The organism is Actinomyces sp. HPA0247, from assembly GCA_000411415.1.
In the GTDB taxonomy this organism is placed as follows: Bacteria; Actinomycetota; Actinomycetes; order Actinomycetales; family Actinomycetaceae; genus Pauljensenia.
Map to the genome: position 1 here is coordinate 625,254 of KE150450.1, position 17,323 is coordinate 642,576.

17 protein-coding genes and 1 tRNA gene are annotated in these 17,323 nt (G+C 66.0%); 7 read left to right on the top strand and 11 right to left on the bottom strand.

Annotated features, from left to right (window positions below; translation table 11 throughout):
• Positions 1 to 145 precede the first annotated feature (145 nt).
• On the top strand, positions 146 to 757 hold the full coding sequence (locus HMPREF1478_RS02580; RefSeq protein WP_016460526.1) for a GNAT family N-acetyltransferase: 612 nt from the start codon (positions 146 to 148) through the stop codon (positions 755 to 757).
• A 99-nt stretch (positions 758 to 856) separates the two neighbouring features.
• Here HMPREF1478_RS02580 and trxA read toward each other — a convergent pair whose 3' ends face one another.
• From trxA to HMPREF1478_RS02595, 3 genes are all read right to left on the bottom strand, one after another.
• Positions 857 to 1,222, bottom strand: a complete 366-nt coding sequence (gene trxA, locus HMPREF1478_RS02585) for a thioredoxin (RefSeq protein WP_016460527.1) — start codon at positions 1,220 to 1,222, stop codon at positions 857 to 859.
• Positions 1,223 to 1,318: 96 nt separating this feature from the next.
• Positions 1,319 to 1,957, bottom strand: coding sequence for a TetR/AcrR family transcriptional regulator (locus tag HMPREF1478_RS02590; protein WP_016460528.1), 639 nt, complete (start codon positions 1,955 to 1,957; stop codon positions 1,319 to 1,321).
• A 65-nt stretch (positions 1,958 to 2,022) separates the two neighbouring features.
• A complete protein-coding gene (locus tag HMPREF1478_RS02595) occupies positions 2,023 to 2,442 on the bottom strand; it encodes a (deoxy)nucleoside triphosphate pyrophosphohydrolase (protein ID WP_016460529.1) in 420 nt (139 codons plus the stop codon).
• A 198-nt stretch (positions 2,443 to 2,640) separates the two neighbouring features.
• Here HMPREF1478_RS02595 and HMPREF1478_RS02600 point away from each other — a divergent pair.
• The 3 genes from HMPREF1478_RS02600 to HMPREF1478_RS02610 all read left to right on the top strand — a co-directional run bounded on the left by HMPREF1478_RS02600 (position 2,641) and on the right by HMPREF1478_RS02610 (position 4,425).
• A tRNA-Gly gene (locus HMPREF1478_RS02600) sits at positions 2,641 to 2,714 on the top strand.
• A gap of 239 nt (positions 2,715 to 2,953) precedes the next feature.
• A complete protein-coding gene (locus tag HMPREF1478_RS02605; protein WP_232207408.1) occupies positions 2,954 to 4,018 on the top strand; it encodes a hypothetical protein in 1,065 nt (354 codons plus the stop codon).
• Between the two features lie 167 nt (positions 4,019 to 4,185).
• Positions 4,186 to 4,425 (top strand): hypothetical protein, encoded by a 240-nt coding sequence (locus HMPREF1478_RS02610; RefSeq protein ID WP_141764724.1) that lies wholly within the window; start codon positions 4,186 to 4,188, stop codon positions 4,423 to 4,425.
• Between the two features lie 41 nt (positions 4,426 to 4,466).
• On the opposite strand, the gene HMPREF1478_RS10260 is transcribed toward HMPREF1478_RS02610, so the two are convergent.
• Positions 4,467 to 4,880, bottom strand: coding sequence for a carboxymuconolactone decarboxylase family protein (locus HMPREF1478_RS10260; protein ID WP_083940061.1), 414 nt, complete (start codon positions 4,878 to 4,880; stop codon positions 4,467 to 4,469).
• Entirely contained in the window at positions 4,880 to 5,341 is a 462-nt protein-coding gene (locus HMPREF1478_RS02615; protein ID WP_034474850.1) for a MerR family transcriptional regulator, read from the bottom strand. The genes HMPREF1478_RS10260 and HMPREF1478_RS02615 overlap by 1 nt, the downstream gene beginning before the upstream one ends.
• Positions 5,342 to 5,584: 243 nt before the next feature.
• On the opposite strand from HMPREF1478_RS02615, the gene HMPREF1478_RS10265 reads away from it, so the two are divergent.
• Genes HMPREF1478_RS10265 through HMPREF1478_RS02625 form a run of 3 tightly spaced genes read left to right on the top strand, consistent with a single transcriptional unit; the run spans position 5,585 to position 7,017 of the window.
• Entirely contained in the window at positions 5,585 to 5,851 is a 267-nt protein-coding gene (locus HMPREF1478_RS10265) for a transposase family protein (RefSeq protein ID WP_083940062.1), read from the top strand.
• 39 nt (positions 5,852 to 5,890) lie between these two features.
• Positions 5,891 to 6,172, top strand: coding sequence for a transposase (locus HMPREF1478_RS02620; protein ID WP_016460308.1), 282 nt, complete (start codon positions 5,891 to 5,893; stop codon positions 6,170 to 6,172).
• Between the two features lie 23 nt (positions 6,173 to 6,195).
• The gene (locus tag HMPREF1478_RS02625) at positions 6,196 to 7,017 is read left to right on the top strand and encodes an IS3 family transposase (protein WP_016460307.1); all 822 of its coding nucleotides are present in this window, start codon (positions 6,196 to 6,198) and stop codon (positions 7,015 to 7,017) included.
• Between the two features lie 1,178 nt (positions 7,018 to 8,195).
• Here HMPREF1478_RS02625 and HMPREF1478_RS02630 read toward each other — a convergent pair.
• The 6 genes from HMPREF1478_RS02630 to HMPREF1478_RS02655 form a co-directional block, all read right to left on the bottom strand.
• The gene (locus tag HMPREF1478_RS02630; protein WP_016460533.1) at positions 8,196 to 9,242 is read right to left on the bottom strand and encodes an aspartate-semialdehyde dehydrogenase; all 1,047 of its coding nucleotides are present in this window, start codon (positions 9,240 to 9,242) and stop codon (positions 8,196 to 8,198) included.
• Between the two features lie 143 nt (positions 9,243 to 9,385).
• Positions 9,386 to 10,702, bottom strand: coding sequence for an aspartate kinase (locus HMPREF1478_RS02635; RefSeq protein WP_016460534.1), 1,317 nt, complete (start codon positions 10,700 to 10,702; stop codon positions 9,386 to 9,388).
• A 223-nt stretch (positions 10,703 to 10,925) separates the two neighbouring features.
• Positions 10,926 to 12,485, bottom strand: a complete 1,560-nt coding sequence (locus tag HMPREF1478_RS02640; protein WP_016460535.1) for a sensor histidine kinase — start codon at positions 12,483 to 12,485, stop codon at positions 10,926 to 10,928.
• Positions 12,482 to 13,189: a response regulator transcription factor gene (locus HMPREF1478_RS02645; protein WP_016460536.1), complete on the bottom strand. Its 708-nt coding sequence runs from the start codon at positions 13,187 to 13,189 to the stop codon at positions 12,482 to 12,484. The genes HMPREF1478_RS02640 and HMPREF1478_RS02645 overlap by 4 nt, the downstream gene beginning before the upstream one ends.
• Positions 13,190 to 13,406: 217 nt before the next feature.
• Positions 13,407 to 14,000 carry a recombination mediator RecR gene (recR, locus tag HMPREF1478_RS02650; RefSeq protein ID WP_007588661.1) on the bottom strand — a complete coding sequence of 198 codons (594 nt, stop codon included), beginning with the start codon at positions 13,998 to 14,000 and terminating at the stop codon, positions 13,407 to 13,409.
• A gap of 1 nt (position 14,001) precedes the next feature.
• A complete protein-coding gene (locus HMPREF1478_RS02655; RefSeq protein ID WP_016460537.1) occupies positions 14,002 to 17,085 on the bottom strand; it encodes a DNA polymerase III subunit gamma and tau in 3,084 nt (1,027 codons plus the stop codon).
• Positions 17,086 to 17,323: the final 238 nt, after the last annotated feature.

Here is a 17,323-nt window from a genome sequence, read left to right on the forward strand (position 1 = left end):
GAACGGCGTTGCTCAATTGTAAGGTGCGCCTCAATCGCGCAGCAAGGTTTCCGCTTCTTATCAGGGTTTTCTCAGGGGCGGTTCCACCGTTTGGGCGGCCCACTTCCATCCCCCTACGATGGAAACAAACCGACGAAAGGCCGCCATGATCCGCCGCGCCACGCCCGCAGACGCCGAGGCACTCTCCCACCTCTCGCGCACCTGCTTCACGCAGACCTTCGGGCACCTCTACGCACCCTCCGACCTCGAGGCCTTCCTCGACGAGGCCTACTCCCCCACCGTCCTGCGCACCGAGCTCAACGACCCCGAGCGCGCGACATGGCTCCTCTTCGACGAGCCAGTTGACGAGGCCAGGGCGACGCTCTCCTCCGACGACCTCCCGGGCACGCCCGAACCCAGAGACGAGGCCCCGACCTCGTCCGTCTCACAAGCCCCCATCGGCTACGTGACCGCATGCCCGGCGCACCTGCCCCACCCCGACGTCGCACCCGGCGACGGCGAGGTTCAGCGCCTCTACATCCTGCAGGGACACCAGGGCGGGGGCCGCGGGACCGCGCTGCTGCGCACCGCGCTGGACTGGCTCGAGCGCGACGGACCGCGCACGATCTGGATCGGCGTGTGGAGCGAAAACTACGGGGCGCAGCGGTTCTATGCGCGCCACGGCTTCGAGATCGTCGGCGACTACTCCTTCATGGTGGGCGACCACGCCGACCACGAACTCATCACGCGCCGCCTCCCGCGAGGGCTCACTGCGTGAGCCGCGCGTGAGCGGCGCGCGAGTGGCGCACGCACCAACGCTCATAGACGAAAGGGCCCCGAGGCGTCATACCTCGGGGCCCTCCCCACGTTGTGTCGCTCAGGCCTGCTCGGACTCGGCGATCTTCTTGCGCACGTCATCCATGTCCAGGTTCTGGATCTGCGAAATCAGATCCTCGAGCGCGGACAGCGGCAGAGCGCCGGACTGGCGGAACACCGCGATGCCATCGCGGAACGCCATGAGGGTCGGGATCGACGTGATCTGCGCGGCCATCGCCAGCTGCTGCTGATCATCCGTGTCGATCTTGCCGAACACGATGTCCGGGTACTTCTCGGAAGCCTCTTCAAAGATGGGGCCAAACTGGCGGCACGGGCCGCACCAAGTCGCCCAGAAATCCACCAGCACAATGCCGCCGGCGGACACGGTCTGCTCGAAGTTCTCCTGCGTGAGAGTAACGGTAGCCATGATTCTCCTGTTGTCGCCGGCTAACCCGACGGTGGTCGAGGCGCAGGCTTGATGCCCACGCGTGAACTGTCTTATTCAACGGACGCAGCGCGCCCACTATTCCCCGGAAGGAAGATCCGCGGTCGTGACGTGGCGCACGTTCTCCTCCGAGGCGCCCAAGCCTCGCAAAATGAACGTCTCCACCAGCGTGAGCGCAGACTCGCGATGCTCCGGATCCTGCGGCAGACGCTGCCCCTGCAGCGTCGCGTGAATCAGGTGAACCGCACCGAGCGTATTCTGCTGAGCGATCAGCCCACGCTCCATGGCCTCGTCGAGGATGCCGATGAGGACCTCACCCACAACACCCGCATGATCATGCAGGTGCGAGGCGCCCTGGCCGGACATGTGGCGGCGCAGACTCATGCCAGCCTTCACGTGGTAGCGGCCGATCATCTGCAGATGCGAGCGAATGTAGATACGCAGGCGCATGAGGGGATCCGGCTCGGCTTCGAGGCGCTGAGTCAGCACACGCGCAAACTCTCCCGTGACCTCGCGCATGTAGGCGAGCAGGAGCACCTCCTTATCCGCGAAGTGGTTGTAAACCGCCGTGCGGCCAACACCCGCACGCTCCGCAATCTGGCTCATCGTGATCGACTCGAAGGACTGCTCGCCCATGAGCGACCCCAGGGCCTCGAACAGGCGCGTGCGAGTCAGCTCGCGGTGAGAGGCAAGGGACTCCCCAATAATCTTCGGCATGCGCTTATTCTGACATCTTTCCCCTTAGTGTCGTCAAATTGTGGCTGCGTGCCGGTTGCCAATCCTCAGCGAGCGCAGTGGGCAACCACGGCCTCGACGATGGGGAAGTCTGCGACGATCCAAGGCAGATCGCCCAGGTCGGCGAGGGGCACCCACCGGGCCTCGAGGTGCGACGCGCCCACGCGCGGCTCTTGCGAGTTCGATGCAACCTCAGCGAGCCACACGCCCATAACGCGTCCACCCAGGATCGGCCACCACTGGCCGCCCTCCGGGCACACGCGTTCACCCATGGTGAGGCGCGCGCCGAGCTCCTCCTCAATTTCGCGCGCGAGGGCTTGTACTGGATCCTCATTATCCTCGACCTTGCCGCCGGGTAGCTCGAACTGGCCGCGCAGCTCCTGCGGGTAGGCGCGCGAACAGGCGAGCAGCTTCGTGGGCGCACTCAGCGAATCGACGATCGCGGCGGCCACCACGGGACGAGGCATGGGAACTCCAATCAGTCAGGCGAGCCCAGTGTATCTGGCGCCCGTGTGCGCGCGGGATGTGGACGGCAGACGTCAGCGGCATGCACCTGGCGGCGCCTGTTCCTTATCTTCCTTATCGAACCTGCAAGTGGCGTCAGTTGCGCGCCTATCCGGCGTGACGATATGATCGACGGGTCGATTCCTTCGGGACGATGAATTGCGGGCGTAGTTCATCGGTAGAATGGAAGCTTCCCAAGCTTCAGAGGCGGGTTCGATTCCCGTCGCCCGCTCCATTTTGGCTCCGGATTTGATAAGTCCGGAGTCTTTTCGTTTGCGGGTGTCTGACCAATGTTGGTCGGCAGTGTCATGGGGTGAAAGCGATTTGTGTGGTAGTGGCGCAGGTGGCCAGGCCAGTGCGTGCGCGACCCTGATCGAGCGCACCACCGGCTAGCAAGGACGTTCAGGAACGTATAGTGTCGGACAAATTGTTCTCCCAATTGGAGGTGTCACGATGGGTTCCCGGTTAGGTGTTTTGCTTAAGACTTACTCTGGTTGGGAGATCTACTACAACCACTCGGCGGCCCAAACGGTCGGACTGGACATTGCGATCGACGGTATGGAAGCCACCTACGAGCGTGTGCGTTGTATGTCTCCGATGGGTGTTGATGATCCGCATGCTTGGAAGGGGGCGACGTGGATTGAGGGCACACTTCTGATCGACGAGACCAGGAAACTGGTCGTGTGGGCAGAGGAGAGCGAGGCACTCTACATGCCTCGACTTATCAACTACCTCGTTGAGCACACCTGGCCTGGGTGGACGGCCGCCTGGTCAGCCGAAGGAACCAGGGGAACTCTTCGGGCTGCGGGCGTCGATCCGGCCACCATCTTCACACACCGTTCTGATCGTTTGCCTTGTGATCGCACGCCCAGTCTAGAGCCATGGGATGAGTGGCACGGAGTTGATCCCATCACCGTGCGCATGGCAGACGGCACCTTGGTCACCTGGCGCGCCTACGGCTTCCTGGATGATCTTACTGGATGCGGTCCTGAGAATTTCCTGGCTTTGGCTCGCGAGGTCGCCTCCCGGCTACCGGATGAATCGGATGCGTGGGAGCAGACCTTGGGTGACTATGTTCCGACCACGGGGATATTCGTGGACTACCGAGCACGCTCGTTGCGTTGGTGGTCGCTCCAGGACAGGGACATGCACCTGGAGGATTTCGATGCGCTGTGGCCGGGATGGACACTAACCAGCAGTTCGGACGACTACTCCTGGCACCAAGAACTCACCGGGCAGGTATTCCGTACCTGGACTGACGATGTCGACGAATGTCGCTCCTGGATCGTGAGAGCTATTGAAGAACGTACACGAGCCAACCCGCTAGCAAGCTTGGCTAACGCCCTGTCAGGTCAGGGTCATCAGATCAGTCTGTACGCGTCCGCTCTGGAGTTCGTTCCCTCCAACCGTCAAGCCGCGATGGAAACCTTCAACCGGCTCCTCAATGTCGTTCGAGACGCGCCGTTGAAGCCCGCGCGATTTATCGACCGACACGGAACTATCACACCCCCGTTCGAGGAGGGAGAGGCCGGATTCTAGGGGTGGTTGCAAGACGGGTTATGTCCTGAGCAGCAGTTCGAGGCGTTGCTTGGGTGCGTCCCAGTGGGGCGTTTTGCCGGGGCACTACTCCAATCGTCAGCGATGACGTCCAGGTTTGCGTCGCTCGGGGTCCAACGATCAGAGCCTTTGGGCATGTAATTGACGCAGTGACCGCACCCATAACAAGCAACAGGCCGACCACCCACGATTACACCACTATGCGGGACGCTACTGAAAACGTCTGGGTGGACAAGAACCTCATCACCGCCAACTCAGCCGCCGGACTGGACCGAGCAAGAGCCATACTGGAGTACCTTGACGTCTACCCGGTAGAGACAATCAACACCTGGTACCAGTACTACTCGACAGGAAACCCAGAATTTTTTTTCAAGTTGATGGCCAACTAGACCGAAACAGAAACTGATGCATACAGCACCTCCACATCAACTTACCTGTCCTTCCGCCGTGACTCAATTACTTCCTGTGCTGCAAAAGTAGCGTTCAGTGCTCGTGGAAAGCCACAGTACACTGAGGCGTGCAGGATAGCTTCCTGAATTTCCTCTTCGGAAATCCCGACATTGAGTGCCGCTCCAACATGAACTTTAAGTTGAGGTTCGCATCCGCCTAATGCAGTCAATACGCCAATTGTTACTAACTGGCGACTGCGCGCATCCAGACCGGGCCTATCGTAAATATCCCCGAAAGCAAATGCGGCGATGTGGTGTCCTAAAGCAGGGTTTGACGCGGAAAGTGATTCGATAACACTCTGACCAGCGTCTCCGTCGATACGGGAGAGAACCTGCAATCCAAGATCACGACGTCGCTGGTTATCGACGGAATCAATATCGTACTGATCACTCATTATGGACGGGAACCTTTCTGATACATTGCTATCTTGAATTCGGTAGCTGCCAGCGATAACTGAAGATCCTCTATTCGTTGCCGAAGGATGTCGCGATGCTCCAGCATCAAATCAAGACGCTCCTGCACTGTTTCTGCACCTTGTTCAACCAAGGAGATGTAATGCTGGAGTTGGGCAATCGACATTCCAGAGACCCGCATTCGGGTAATAAAAACCAAACGCCGTACAGCCGCAGCATCGTAAAGCCGATAGCCGGATGCGTCGCGTCCTACTTTCACCAGCCCTACGCGTTCGTAATAGCGCAGCGTATGTGCACTGATTCCCAAATACTCGGCAGTGGTAGCGATATCCCACTGAGTGTTCTCGTCATCTCTAATCAGGTCGCGCAACGCCGCAGTATTTAGCCCTCCGGGTGGATCGATCGCGAGCCTAAGGGCTTGCTCTAACCGTTCTTCCAACATGTCTATTACGCTAAACCTTTGAGTGCGCTCGAAGGCAAACTGGCTCTTCCGAGTTGAGTATGGGTGACCGGGTGTTGGTCGGGGGTTGCGGGTAGAAGTCGAGGTCCTTGATGATGAGCGGACTTCTACCCCCGCTGTCTTCAAGGACCTCGGGCGGTGTCTCACCCTACCTGCTGTTGCTCTGAGTCGCTTGATCGTTGTGGTCGGTGTGATCTGCTCGTTGACTTGGAGGGCTTCCATCTGATGAGCGTGGCTCGCACCCCACAGGCTCTGGTGCTCGATGTTGAGTCGTGCAACCAGCTGGTTGGCTGCCCGGGTTGTGGGGTGATCGCTCACGGTCATGGGCGTGTGGTGGTGGAGGTGATCGACGCGCCTTCGGCCGGGGTTCCGGCGCGTATCCGGTGCCACAAACGACGCTGGATATGCCGCGAACACACCTGCGAAACGGTGACATTCCTGGTGGAGGGGTCTGGGTTTTTCGGACCGTTTGTTTTGAGAGGGTTGTTCTGAGTAGTCCCGGCTGCTTGTGGCCGGGCAGAATGGATGACCATGAGGAAGTTCTCGAAGCACACGCCTGAGCAGATTGTCGTGAAGCTGGAGAAGGCCGAAGCGTTGCGAGGTGAGGGCATGAGTACGGCCCAGGCCTGCCGCGTGCTGGGTATCAGTGAGGCGACGTTGTGCCGGTGGCGTCAGCGTTATGGGTCAATGAATCGTAGTGAGGCCAAGGAACTGCGTGAGTTGCGTGAGCAAAACGCGCGCCTCAAACAGTTGCTGGGCCAAGCAGAGCTGGAGAAGGCAGCGTTGCGAGAGCTGGCGGAGGGAAACTTCTAAGCCCGGCGCGCAGGCACGAGGCTGTGAGCTACCTGGTTGGCCAGGGGTTTTCTCAGCGCCTTGCATGCCGCGTTGCCGGGCTGTCCCGGTCAGCGTATTGCCGGGCCCGCGCGGCGGGCGGGGCGAAAACGCTGCGTGATCATGGGCCTGTGCGCCAGTGGATGAACGATTTTGCCGCCACGCATCGACGCTGGGGCTATAAACGCGCCTGGGCGCGGGCCAAGAGCGAGGGCATTGTCGTGGGGCGTGATACGTTCCGGCGCTTGTGGCGCACCGAAGGACTGCGCGTGCGCCCGCGCAAAGCCCCCAAGCCCCGCACTGCGCCGCGCCTCCAGCGCCTGGTCAAGGCTAGCGCGCCGGGGCAGGTGTGGGCCATTGATTTCCAGTTCGATTCGGACTGGAGGGGACGCGTGTTCAAGGTCTGTAACCTCATCGATGAGTTCACGCGCCAGCACCTGGCTTTCCGCGTCGAGCGGCGTATGGGAGCCGCCGACGTGATCGAAATGCTTGACCTGGCTGCCCTAACCCATGGGGCACCCCAGGTGCTGCGCGCCGATAACGGGCCCGAATTCATCGCCGCCGCCATGGGGCGCTGGGCCAACGAGCACAACACGCTCCAAGCGTTCATCCCGCCGGGCCAACCCTGGCATAACGGGTTCGTGGAATCCTTGCACAACCGGATGCGTGATGAACTCCTGGAGGACAACATGTTCGAAGGGCTTGACCACGCGCGCGCACTAATCGGCGCCTGGTCCCACCGCTACAATGAAGAGCACCCCCACAGCGCGCTGGACTGGCTCTCACCCAACCAATACGCGCGCCAATGGGCACAACACCACCAATAACAACCAACAACCCTCAAAACACCCGGTCCACAAAACCAGACCAGGCCACTGGAGCACAGCGAGAAGGTGTGCGCACCCATCAACACACGAGGGAAACCCGGTGTGCACACAAAACCGGATGCGGCACTGAGCAGCGGGGGGAATTGCACTACACGAGGGTCCAACACGCCGGCGACACGCCACCAGAAGGCCTCGTGTAGTGCAAAAGCCCCACCACTGCCGACATGGAGGGAGCCGCTCCGCCTCCGACACTCGGGCACAGTGCCAGTCGGCGCGACAAAGTTCGCCCAGCACGGCCCTCCAGCGGCCTTTCCGCGAAAAATCTCGCCCAGCACGCACAAAAACGCCGAATTTGGGGTGTTTTGAGCGCGCTGGGCGAACTTTTTCGCGCTTTCGCGATGACACAGTGCCGCAGGGCGAACTATTTCGCGCCCAAATGAAACCACCACCGCCTTTGCTTCCTCCTTCACGGGTGCGCATGAAACCAGCGACACCTTTGCTTGCCCGCAATGCCGCAAAAACACACATTTCGGGCGAGCAAAGGTGACAGCGATTTCAGCCCGGCAACGCGTTGCACCGAAAAGGCAACCAATGCACCAGTTCACACACCATTGCGGAGACGCGCCCCTCCCCAAAATCTCGCACGTAATTCGATTGGACGAAGTTTCAACAAACTCTGAAAACGTTGCAATTCCAACGATCTAAATTCAGGATTTGAAAGAGCCGTGAGGGAATTACGTGCGAAATTTCAGAGACGGCGGAGGGGCCAGGCCGGACGACGAGCCGACGCGCCCAGCCACCGATCAGCCACCATGCGCCACTGGCGTGGTGGGCGCCGGAGGGTCCGGAGGGCCAGGCTGCGGTGCCCGTGGGCGGCGGCGGGGCCTGGCCGGGCTTCGAGACGACGCGCCGAGCGAAGCTCGCAGCGCGGACGACTCGCGGGCGGGCCGCCGCCCACGGGCACACAAAGCAGCCCGGCCCGACAGCACACCACGCGGCGCCCGGAACACCAGCGGCGCCACACGCAGAACAGCAACGCAAACAACGCAAACGCGCGGCAGCCCGAGAGGGCCGCCGCGCGTTCACGCAACTAGATCAGACACTCAACACAGTCGAGAGTGCAAACACTCAACACAATCGAAAGTGCAAGCACTCAGCACAGTCGAGACTTCGCGCACTCAGCGCAGCCGAGCAGCCACCACCTCGGCGACCTGGACCGCGTTGAGAGCAGCGCCCTTGCGCAGGTTGTCGCCGGAGACGACCAGGACGAGGCCACGCTTGCCGTCGACCGCCTGATCCTGGCGGATGCGGCCCACGAGGACCTCGTCGCGGCCGGCGGCCTCGAGCGGGGTGGGGACGTCGACGACGCGCACGCCGGGAGCGTCGGCCAACAGGGCGCGCGCCTGGTCGGGCGTGATGTCGCCGGCGAACTCGGCGTGGATGGTGAGGGTGTGGCCCGTGTACACGGGGACGCGCACGCAGGTGCCGGACACCGCGAGGTCCGGGGTGTGCAGGATGCGGCGCGATTCGTTGCGCAGCTTCTGCTCTTCGTCGGTCTCTTCGGAACCGTCATCGACGATGGAGCCGGCGAGCGGCACGACGTCGAAGGCGATGGGCGCGACGTACACGCCGGGCTCGGGCAGGGTAACGGCGCGGCCATCCAGGGCCAGGGCTGCGAGGTCCTGCTTCACGCCGGCCTCGATCTGGCCGGTCAGCTCGGCGACGCCCGCGCGACCGGAGCCGGAGACGGCCTGGTAGGAGGACACGAAGAGGCGCTTGATGCCGCCGGCAGCCTCGACGAGGGGCTTCAGGACGGGCATGGCGGCCATGGTCGTGCAGTTGGGGTTCGCGATGATGCCCTTGGGGCGGTTGTCGACGTCGTCGGGGTTGACCTCAGAGACGACGAGCGGGACCTCGGGGTCCTTGCGCCACGCGGAGGAGTTGTCGACGACGACCGCGCCGGCAGCCGCGAACTTGGGGGCGTACTCGCGCGAGGCGGTGGCACCCGCAGAGAACACGGCAATGTCAATACCGGAGTAGTCGGCCGTCGCCACGTCCTCGACGACGATGTCCTGTCCCTTCCAGGGCAGGGTGGTGCCCGCCGAGCGCGCGGACGAGAAGAAACGAATCGTCTCGACCGGGAACTGACGCTCCTCCAGCAGGGTGCGCATGACTCGGCCGACCTGGCCGGTGGCGCCGACGACGGCGACATTGAAACCACTCATGGTGTTCTCCTTTGTTGGTGCGCGCGCCCATACGACGGGGCGAACGCTGGGTGAAATCTATGGGGACGAGGCCGGGGCTCGTTCTCAGGTCCCCGGAACCGGGCGGAAATAGCGGAGCCGACCCGGGCCTCGTCGATGAACGATCAGCGGCCGGTTCCGCCGTAGACGACGGCCTCGGTTTCGGAGGCGTCGAGGCCGAAGGCAGTGTGGACGGCCTTCACGGCGCGGTCGAGGTCCTCGAGGCGGGTGACCACGGAAATACGGATCTCGGAGGTGGAGATCAGGTCGATGTTGATGCCCGCGTCGGACAGGGCGGAGAAGAGGCGCGCGGAGACACCGGGGTTGGTGCGCATGCCGACGCCGACGAGGCTGAGCTTGCCGATGTTGGGGTTGTAGCGCAGCTCGTTGAAACCGATTTCATCGTGGTGGGCCTCGAGGGCGTCGAGGGCCTTCTGCGCGTCGCCTTCGGGCAGGGTGAAGGTGATGTTGGCCTTCGTGGGGTCGGAGATCGGCAGGTTCTGGACGATCATGTCGATGTTGGCGCCGACCTCGGCGACGACGGCGAAGACGCGGGCGGCGACGCCGGGGCTGTTCGGCACGTCGGTGACGGTGATCTTGTCCTGCGAGCGATCGTGAGCGATACCGGAGATGACGGGCTTTTCCATGGCGTTTTCCTCTGGGGACTTCAGGGCGGCGTCGGGCACGAGGCCCTTGAGCTCGGGGTTTGCGGGGGAGTCGGAGATCCAGGTGCCGTTCTTTTCGGAGAACGAGGAGCGCACGTGCAGGGGGACCCCGTAGCGGCGGGCGAATTCGACGGCGCGCAGGTGGAGGATCTTGGCGCCGTGCGCGGCCATTTCTAGGGTTTCTTCCTGGGTGAGGGTGCGCAGGCGGTGGGCCTTGGGGACGATGCGCGGGTCGGCGGAGAAGAGGCCGTCGACGTCGGTGTAGATTTCGCACACGTCGGCGTGGAGGGCTGCGGCGAGGGCGACGGCGGTCGTGTCGGAGCCGCCGCGGCCGAGCGTGGTCACGTCGTCATCCTTGGAGATGCCCTGGAAGCCGGCGACGATGGCGACCTGGCCGTCCTTGACGGCGCGGGCGACGCGCTCGGGGACCATGCCGACGATCTGGGCGGCGCCGAAGTGGCTGTCCGTCTTGATGCCGGCCTGCGCGCCGGTGTAGGCGCGGGCTTCGACGCCGAGCTCGTTGACGGCCATCGCGAGGAGGGCCATGGAGATGCGTTCGCCGGCGGACAGGAGGATGTCCATTTCGCGCTCGGGCGGGTTGTCGGTGAGTGCTGCGGCCGAGTCGAGCAGGTCGTCCGTCGTGTCGCCCATCGCCGATACGACGACAACGACGCGGTGTCCCGCGTTGTGCGTGTCCACGATGCGCTGGGCGACGCGCTTCATGGCTTCGGTGTCGGCGACGGAAGAACCGCCGTACTTTTGCACGATCAGTGCCACTTGAGCCTCATTTCTGTCGGTACGTGCCGATACACACGCATTCGGGTGGCGCACGCCACCACAACAATCCTACGGCCCACCAGGCATCGCGCTGGGAACGACCGGCATGTGGGCGCGGGTGACATGGGACGCGCCGGGGCGACCCAGGACACAGGGGCTCGCAAGGCCCGGAATTGCAACGTTCCTGGTCAGCGCCCTCTCGGTCACCCACGCACGGGGGCGCTCAGGCGGCGGGCAATGTCACGTCGATGACGGTCCCCTTGTCGGCGTCCGCGAGGCGCACGGACCCGCCCATCGCTCGCGCCAGCGACTCGACGATCGACATTCCCAGGCCCGAGGAGCCGCGCCCGTCGCGGGTACGCGAGGAGTCGCCGCGCACGAAACGATCGAAGACGCGGTCGCGGATCTCGGCGGGAATACCGGGACCGTCGTCGGCGACGCGGATCCTCACCATCGACGAGGCAGGGGCGTCCTTCGCGGGTTCCACCCCCTGGGGGGCACGGGAGAGAGAAACGGTGACGCGTGTGCCCGCAGGCGTGTGCACGCGGGCGTTCGCGAGCAGGTTCGTGAGGATCTGGCGCAGGGCGGCCTCGTCGCCGAGCACCTGAATGTCCGAGGCCTCGCCGAGCTCCCATGCGTGGTCGGGGGCGACCACGTGCGCGTCTGACAGGGCGTCCAGTATCAGCGGGATAACGTCGACATTGTCCCGTTTCAGCGCGCGGTTTCCATCCAGGCGAGCCAGCGTCAGCATCTCCTCCACGAGGGAGGCCATGCGCGCCCCCTCCGAGGAGATGCGCTCGAGCGCCTGAGTCCGGGAGGCCTCGTCAATGTCGCGGCGCGCGAGCTGCGCGTACCCCTGCACGGAAGCGAGCGGCGTGCGCAGCTCGTGGGAGGCGTCGGCGACGAACTGGCGTAGCTTCGCCTCGCTGCGGGCGCGACGTTCCATGCCGTCCTCGACCGCGTCAATCATCGAGTTGAGCGCGCCCGCGACGTCGGCGACCTCGACGGGGCCGGAGGTGGCCTCCTCACCGACGCGCGTGAGGTCCTCGGCATCGTCAGCCAGGTCGCGGCTCGCGATGTCCGCGGCGGCCGCGCGCACAACCCCGAGCGGGCGCAGCTCGCGGCGCACCCACGCCCGGCCCGCGAACCCGGCCGCAATCGCGACGACGAGGGACAGGCCAACCTCGACCGCGACAAGCATCAAGACCACGTCGTCGACGCTGTCCATCTGCACGCCAACGAGCACGGTCTTATCGCCCACGACCTGGGAGGTCACCCGGAACGCGCCCAGCTCTTTGAGACGCACGGTGCGCGGGGCGCCATCCGTCGGCACCGCGGCCAGGATCGCCAGTGCGGGCTGATTCAGGTAGGTCACCGAGAAGTTGGAGACGACCGCACCGGCCGCCTCGCCGTCCTCGCTCACGTACTGGAGGGTGCCCTCGGCGATGCCGGAACCACCAAACCCAGGCCCCTTGGGTCCGCCGGGGACGACAGGTCCACCGGGACGAGGCGCGCGCCCGCCCGACTGCGGGACCGCGCGACCGCCCTCGTCGGAGTCGTCGTCGGCATCGTCGTGCGCACCCACCCCATCATCTGGCGCGTCCTCAACGTCCAAGTGCTCGCCCGCGCGCTGCGAGAGACGATGCAGCTCGGAATCCATGTTGCCCAGCATCCAGGAGCGCATCACCAGCGTGGACGCCGCCACCATGACGATCAGCGCGAGCGCCACACACGCAGCCAAGGCGCGCGACAGGCGCCCGGCCAAGGACGGCCGCCGCGTCACTGCGGCTCCCGCATGATGTAACCGGCGCCGCGCACCGTGCGGATAAGGGCCGGACGATCCGCGTCGATCTTCTTGCGCAGATACGAGATGTACAGCTCGACAACGTTCACCTGGCCACCGAAGTCGTAGCTCCAGACAGCATCCAGAATTTTTTGCTTCGACAGCACAATTCCAGCGTTATCCATGAGATACCGGAGCAATTCGAACTCAGTGTTCGTTAACGTGATCTCTTCCCCGCCACGACGCACATCGTGGGAGTCCACATCGAGGGTCAGATCCGCGACCTGCAGGACCGTCGAAGCCGCCTGCTGGGTGCGTCCCGCGCGGCGCAGCAGCGCCTCCACGCGGGCCGCCACCTCGTCCAGATCGAAAGGCTTGGTCACGTAGTCGTCCGCGCCCGCACGCAATCCCTGCACGCGGTCGGCGACCGCGTCGCGCGCGGTGAGGAACAGGACCGGCAGCTCCGGATCGCGAGCCCTCAGACGCTCCAGCGCCTCCAAGCCATCCATGCGCGGCATCTGCACGTCGAGGATCACGATGTCCGGGTGGAAGCTCGACGCCTTCGCCAGCGCGTCCAACCCGTCCTTGGCCGTAGCCGTCTCCCAGCCCTCATGACGCAGCGCCTGCGACAGCAAGTCCGCCAGCATCGCCTCGTCGTCAACAACCAGCACTCGGGGCGCGCCTGAACTCGCCTGGGTCGCCATCATGGCCTCCTCGTCTTCTCACAGCGCGGTCCCTACGATTGTGTCACACGTGCGTCACGGACAGCGGGACGCGCGGCCCACGAGGCGACAAACGCCGCAGGTCGCAGCCGCAGAGGGCACCGGCACAGACGCGCGCCCACCCGCGCGAACACAACACGAGTCAGCACCCGCCTGTGCGTCGACAGCGCGAGGCAACCCCGGCCTCGTCGGTGACGGCTCAGAGACGGCGGCGCCCCTCGAGCGCGCGCCCCAGCGTCACCGAGTCCGCGTACTCCAGGTCGCCGCCCATGGGCAGGCCCATCGCCAGGCGCGAGGTCTCCACGCCCATCGTGGACAGCATGCGCGCGAGGTAGGCGGCCGTCGCCTCGCCCTCGACGTTCGGGTTGGTCGCCAGGATGACCTCGGTGACCGTCCCGTCGGCCAGGCGGCTCATGAGCGAGGCGATGTTCAGCTGGTCGGGTCCCACCCCATGGATCGGGTCGATGACGCCGCCGAGGACGTGGTAGCGCCCGCGGAACACGCGCGCGCCCTCGATCGCCTGGATGTCCTTGGGCTCCTGCACGACGCAGATCGCGCTGGGGTCGCGGCGCACGTCGCGGCAGATGGAGCACTCGTCCTCTTCCGTGAGATTGCCGCAGATGTCGCAGTGGCGCACACGCCCGCGCACGGCGTTGATCGCGTCGACGAGGCGCGCGACGTCCTCGGGCTCCGCGTCCAGGACGTGCATGGCCATGCGCTGCGCGGACTTCGGGCCGATGCCGGGCAGCTGCCCAAACTGATCGATGAGGTCGGCCAGGGCGCCGTCGTACATGTCAGTATCCTCCCTCGGTCATCTTCTCTTCGATGACTCGTCCGCCGAGGATCTCCAGGACCGCTGCCAGGCCGATCGTCTGCGAGTTTTCAATGTTTTCGTCGTCAATGCTGGCGCTGTCGTCGTCGGCCGCGTGGGTGCGGGTCGAGGCGACGGCGGCCTCGCGCTGGGCCTTCTCGCGCAGTGCGGCCTCTGCGGCGGCGCGACCGGTCAGCGGCGCGTCAGACGCCTGTGCGGCGTCGCGCTGGTGTTCCGTGGCGCCGAAGCCCTGCCCGGGATCCGAGGCATGCGTGGGCTCGGGGGCCGCCGCCAGCCAGGCCGGGGCCTGCGCGGGGGCGCTCGGCGCCGCGCTGATCGGTGCCGCATCAGCGGGGGCGGCCGACTCGGGCGGGGCCCACGAGTCGCCGCCGTCGTCGAAGTTGACGGAGGCTCCCCCGGGGATGACCACAGGGTCTCCCCAGCCCGTCGGGGTCGACGGCGTGTGCGCGGCGGGCGCGATGGGGGCATCGTCAAAAACCGGTTCCGTGGCCGGGGCGGGCTGCGCGGGCGCGTCCGTCGGCTGCTCGGCGGGCTCTGGGTCGCCCGGGTAGCGGAAGACCGTGAACGAGTGCTTGCGCGGGGCCGCCTCACCATTCGGGGACGAGGCCGATGCCCCCTCGGGCGCGTCAGTGGAGGCGGCGGCGAGGGCGCGGGCCGCCCGCTCGGGCAGCGCGGGGCGCTCGGCGCCGGGCTGCGGGTCGGGTGCCTGAGAGGCCGCGGTCGGGGCCGGGGCGACGGGCTCGCGCCGGATCGGCGTCACCGTCGCGGGCTCGGGCCAGCCGGCATCCTCGGGTTCGGGTTCGGGAGCCGGTTCAGGTGCGCGCGCGGGCTCCGGCCACCCGGTGTCAACGGGTTCAGGTTCGGGAGCCGGTTCGGGCGTAGGCGCGGGCTCCGGCCACCCGGCGTCAACCGGCTCGGGGGCGGGCTCGGGGGCCACCTGCGCAGCGGGTTCCTCATAAGCACGCACGGGAGCCGTCTGCTCAGCGCGCGCGGGCGCCTGCGGGGCAGGCGCGGCCTCGTGCCACGGCTCGGGTTCGGGTGCCGCCTGCGCGGCGGCCTGATCAAAAGGGGGCGGCTCCGAGACCCAGCCTCCGGGCTGGGACGGGCGCTGGGAGGCGCCGGAGTGCGAGGCCTGCGCCGATGGGCCAGTCGTGGCCGGGCCGCCCGAGGCCTGCCCGACCTGCGCGGACACGCTGACGCTCAGGCCGGTGACCTCGTTGATGGCCTTTTCGACGTCGGCCGCGCGGGGGCCGCGCGAGAAGGCGTTGACCATGGCCTCGACCGGGAAGAGAAGAACCACGTGGGAGCCATCGACGGCCCCCAGCTGCGCGTTGCCGCCAACCATCGACCACGTGACGCGGCTGATGGAGGAGAGGCGCTCGACGACCTCGTTCCAGCGACCGCGCAGCATGTCGGCGTCGCGGCCGGAGGTGGGCGCCTCGGCGCGAGCGTTAGTGTCCGGGCGCTGCGGCGCGGCAGAATCGGGGCGCTGCGGCGCGCGGGCGGCGGCACGAGGCTCGGCCTGGGCGCGTTCCTGCGTGGCGTCGATGTGAGGTCGCTCGACGACCTCGCGGTGCGGGGCCTCGGGCGGCGCAGCCTGCACGGGTGCGGAAGCCTGCGCAGGAGCGGAACCCTGCGCCGGTGCGGCACTCGACTCCGGTGCCGACTTCTGCGCGGCCGGCCTGTGAGCGGCGGGCTTCTGCGCGGACCAGTCGGGGCCGCTCCCCCACGCGGGCATGCCCTGCGGGGCGGGAGTGGCAGACGACGTGGACGCAGCGGGGGCCGAGGCCTCGGCGCGCTCCTGCTTCTTGCGGGCCAGGGCCTCGCGGGCCTCGCGGGCGCCGAAACGACCAGAGGGGGCCTCGGACGAAGCGGAGGACACCTCGCGCGGCGCTCCCCCACCGGTCATGCCGACCGTGCCCTGGACGGGTGCCTGGGCGGGCGCGGGGGCGGGCACGAGGATGCGGCCGACGAGGAGCTCAAGCTGCAGGCGAGGCGACGTCGCGCCCGTCATGGCACGCAGGGCCTCGTCAGTCAGGTCGGCGGCGCGGGACAAGCCGTGGGGACCCCAGTTCTGCGCCTGACGCTGCATGCGCTCGAACTGGTCCTGCGGAGTGTCAGCCAGGACGTCGCGCGCGCCGTCGCCGGCCACCGCGATGATGAGGAGGTCGCGCAAGCGCTGGAGGAGGTCCTCGACGAAGCGGCGCGGGTCGTGGCCGGACTCGACCATGCGCTCGACGACGCGGAAGGCCGCAGCACCGTCACCGCCAGCGAGAGCATCGACGGACTGATCGAGCAGCGCGGAATCCGTGTACCCGAGCAGCGCCACCGCCGTCTGGTAGCTGACCTGGCCGTCGATCGCGCCGGCCATCAGCTGGTCGAGCACCGACAGTGTGTCACGCACCGAGCCGCCGCCCGCGCGCATGACGAGGGTCAGAACGCCCTCACCCACGCCGATGTGCTCCTCGGCGCACAGGGTCGTCAGGTACGGGCCGAGGACGTCCGGCGGCACCAGGCGGAACGGGTAGTGGTGGGTGCGCGAACGGATCGTGCCAATGACGCGCTCGGGTTCCGTCGTCGCGAAGACAAACTTGACGTGCTCAGGCGGCTCCTCGACGAGCTTGAGCAGCGCATTGAAGCCCTGGTTCGTGACCATATGGGCCTCGTCGATGATGAAGATCTTGTAGCGGTCGCGCACCGGCGCGAAGGTGGCGCGTTCACGCAGGTCACGCGCGTCGTCGACGCCACCGTGCGAGGCCGCGTCGATCTCGACGACGTCGAGCGAGCCGGGGCCGCCGGTGGCCAGCTCGCGGCAGGATTCGCACTGTCCACACGGGGTGTCCGTGGGGCCCTGCGCACAGTTCAGGCAGCGCGCCAGGATGCGCGCCGACGTGGTCTTGCCGCATCCGCGCGGCCCGGAGAACAGGTACGCGTGCGTCACGCGATTCGCGCGCAGCGCCGCCTTGAGCGGCTCCGTCACGTGTTCCTGGCCGATCACCTGGTCAAAGGTGTCGGGGCGATACCGGCGATACAGAGCAGTGGTCACCCTCCAAGCCTAGTTGCTCCCACCCTCATCTGCGTCCCGCGCCGCGCGTTCCACACGCGCTGTCGGTCGTTCGCTCATCGACGAGGCCGGGGCTCGGTTATGGGGTCGGGGCCGGCACTCTGCTTGGCGGTGTGATGGTCGTGGGCGAGGTGGCGGTCGGGTGCGAAAAAGGGAGGGGGCGCGGGACCATGTGTTGGTCTCGCGCCCCTCCCCTGTTCAGGCGTGCACCCCGTGTGGG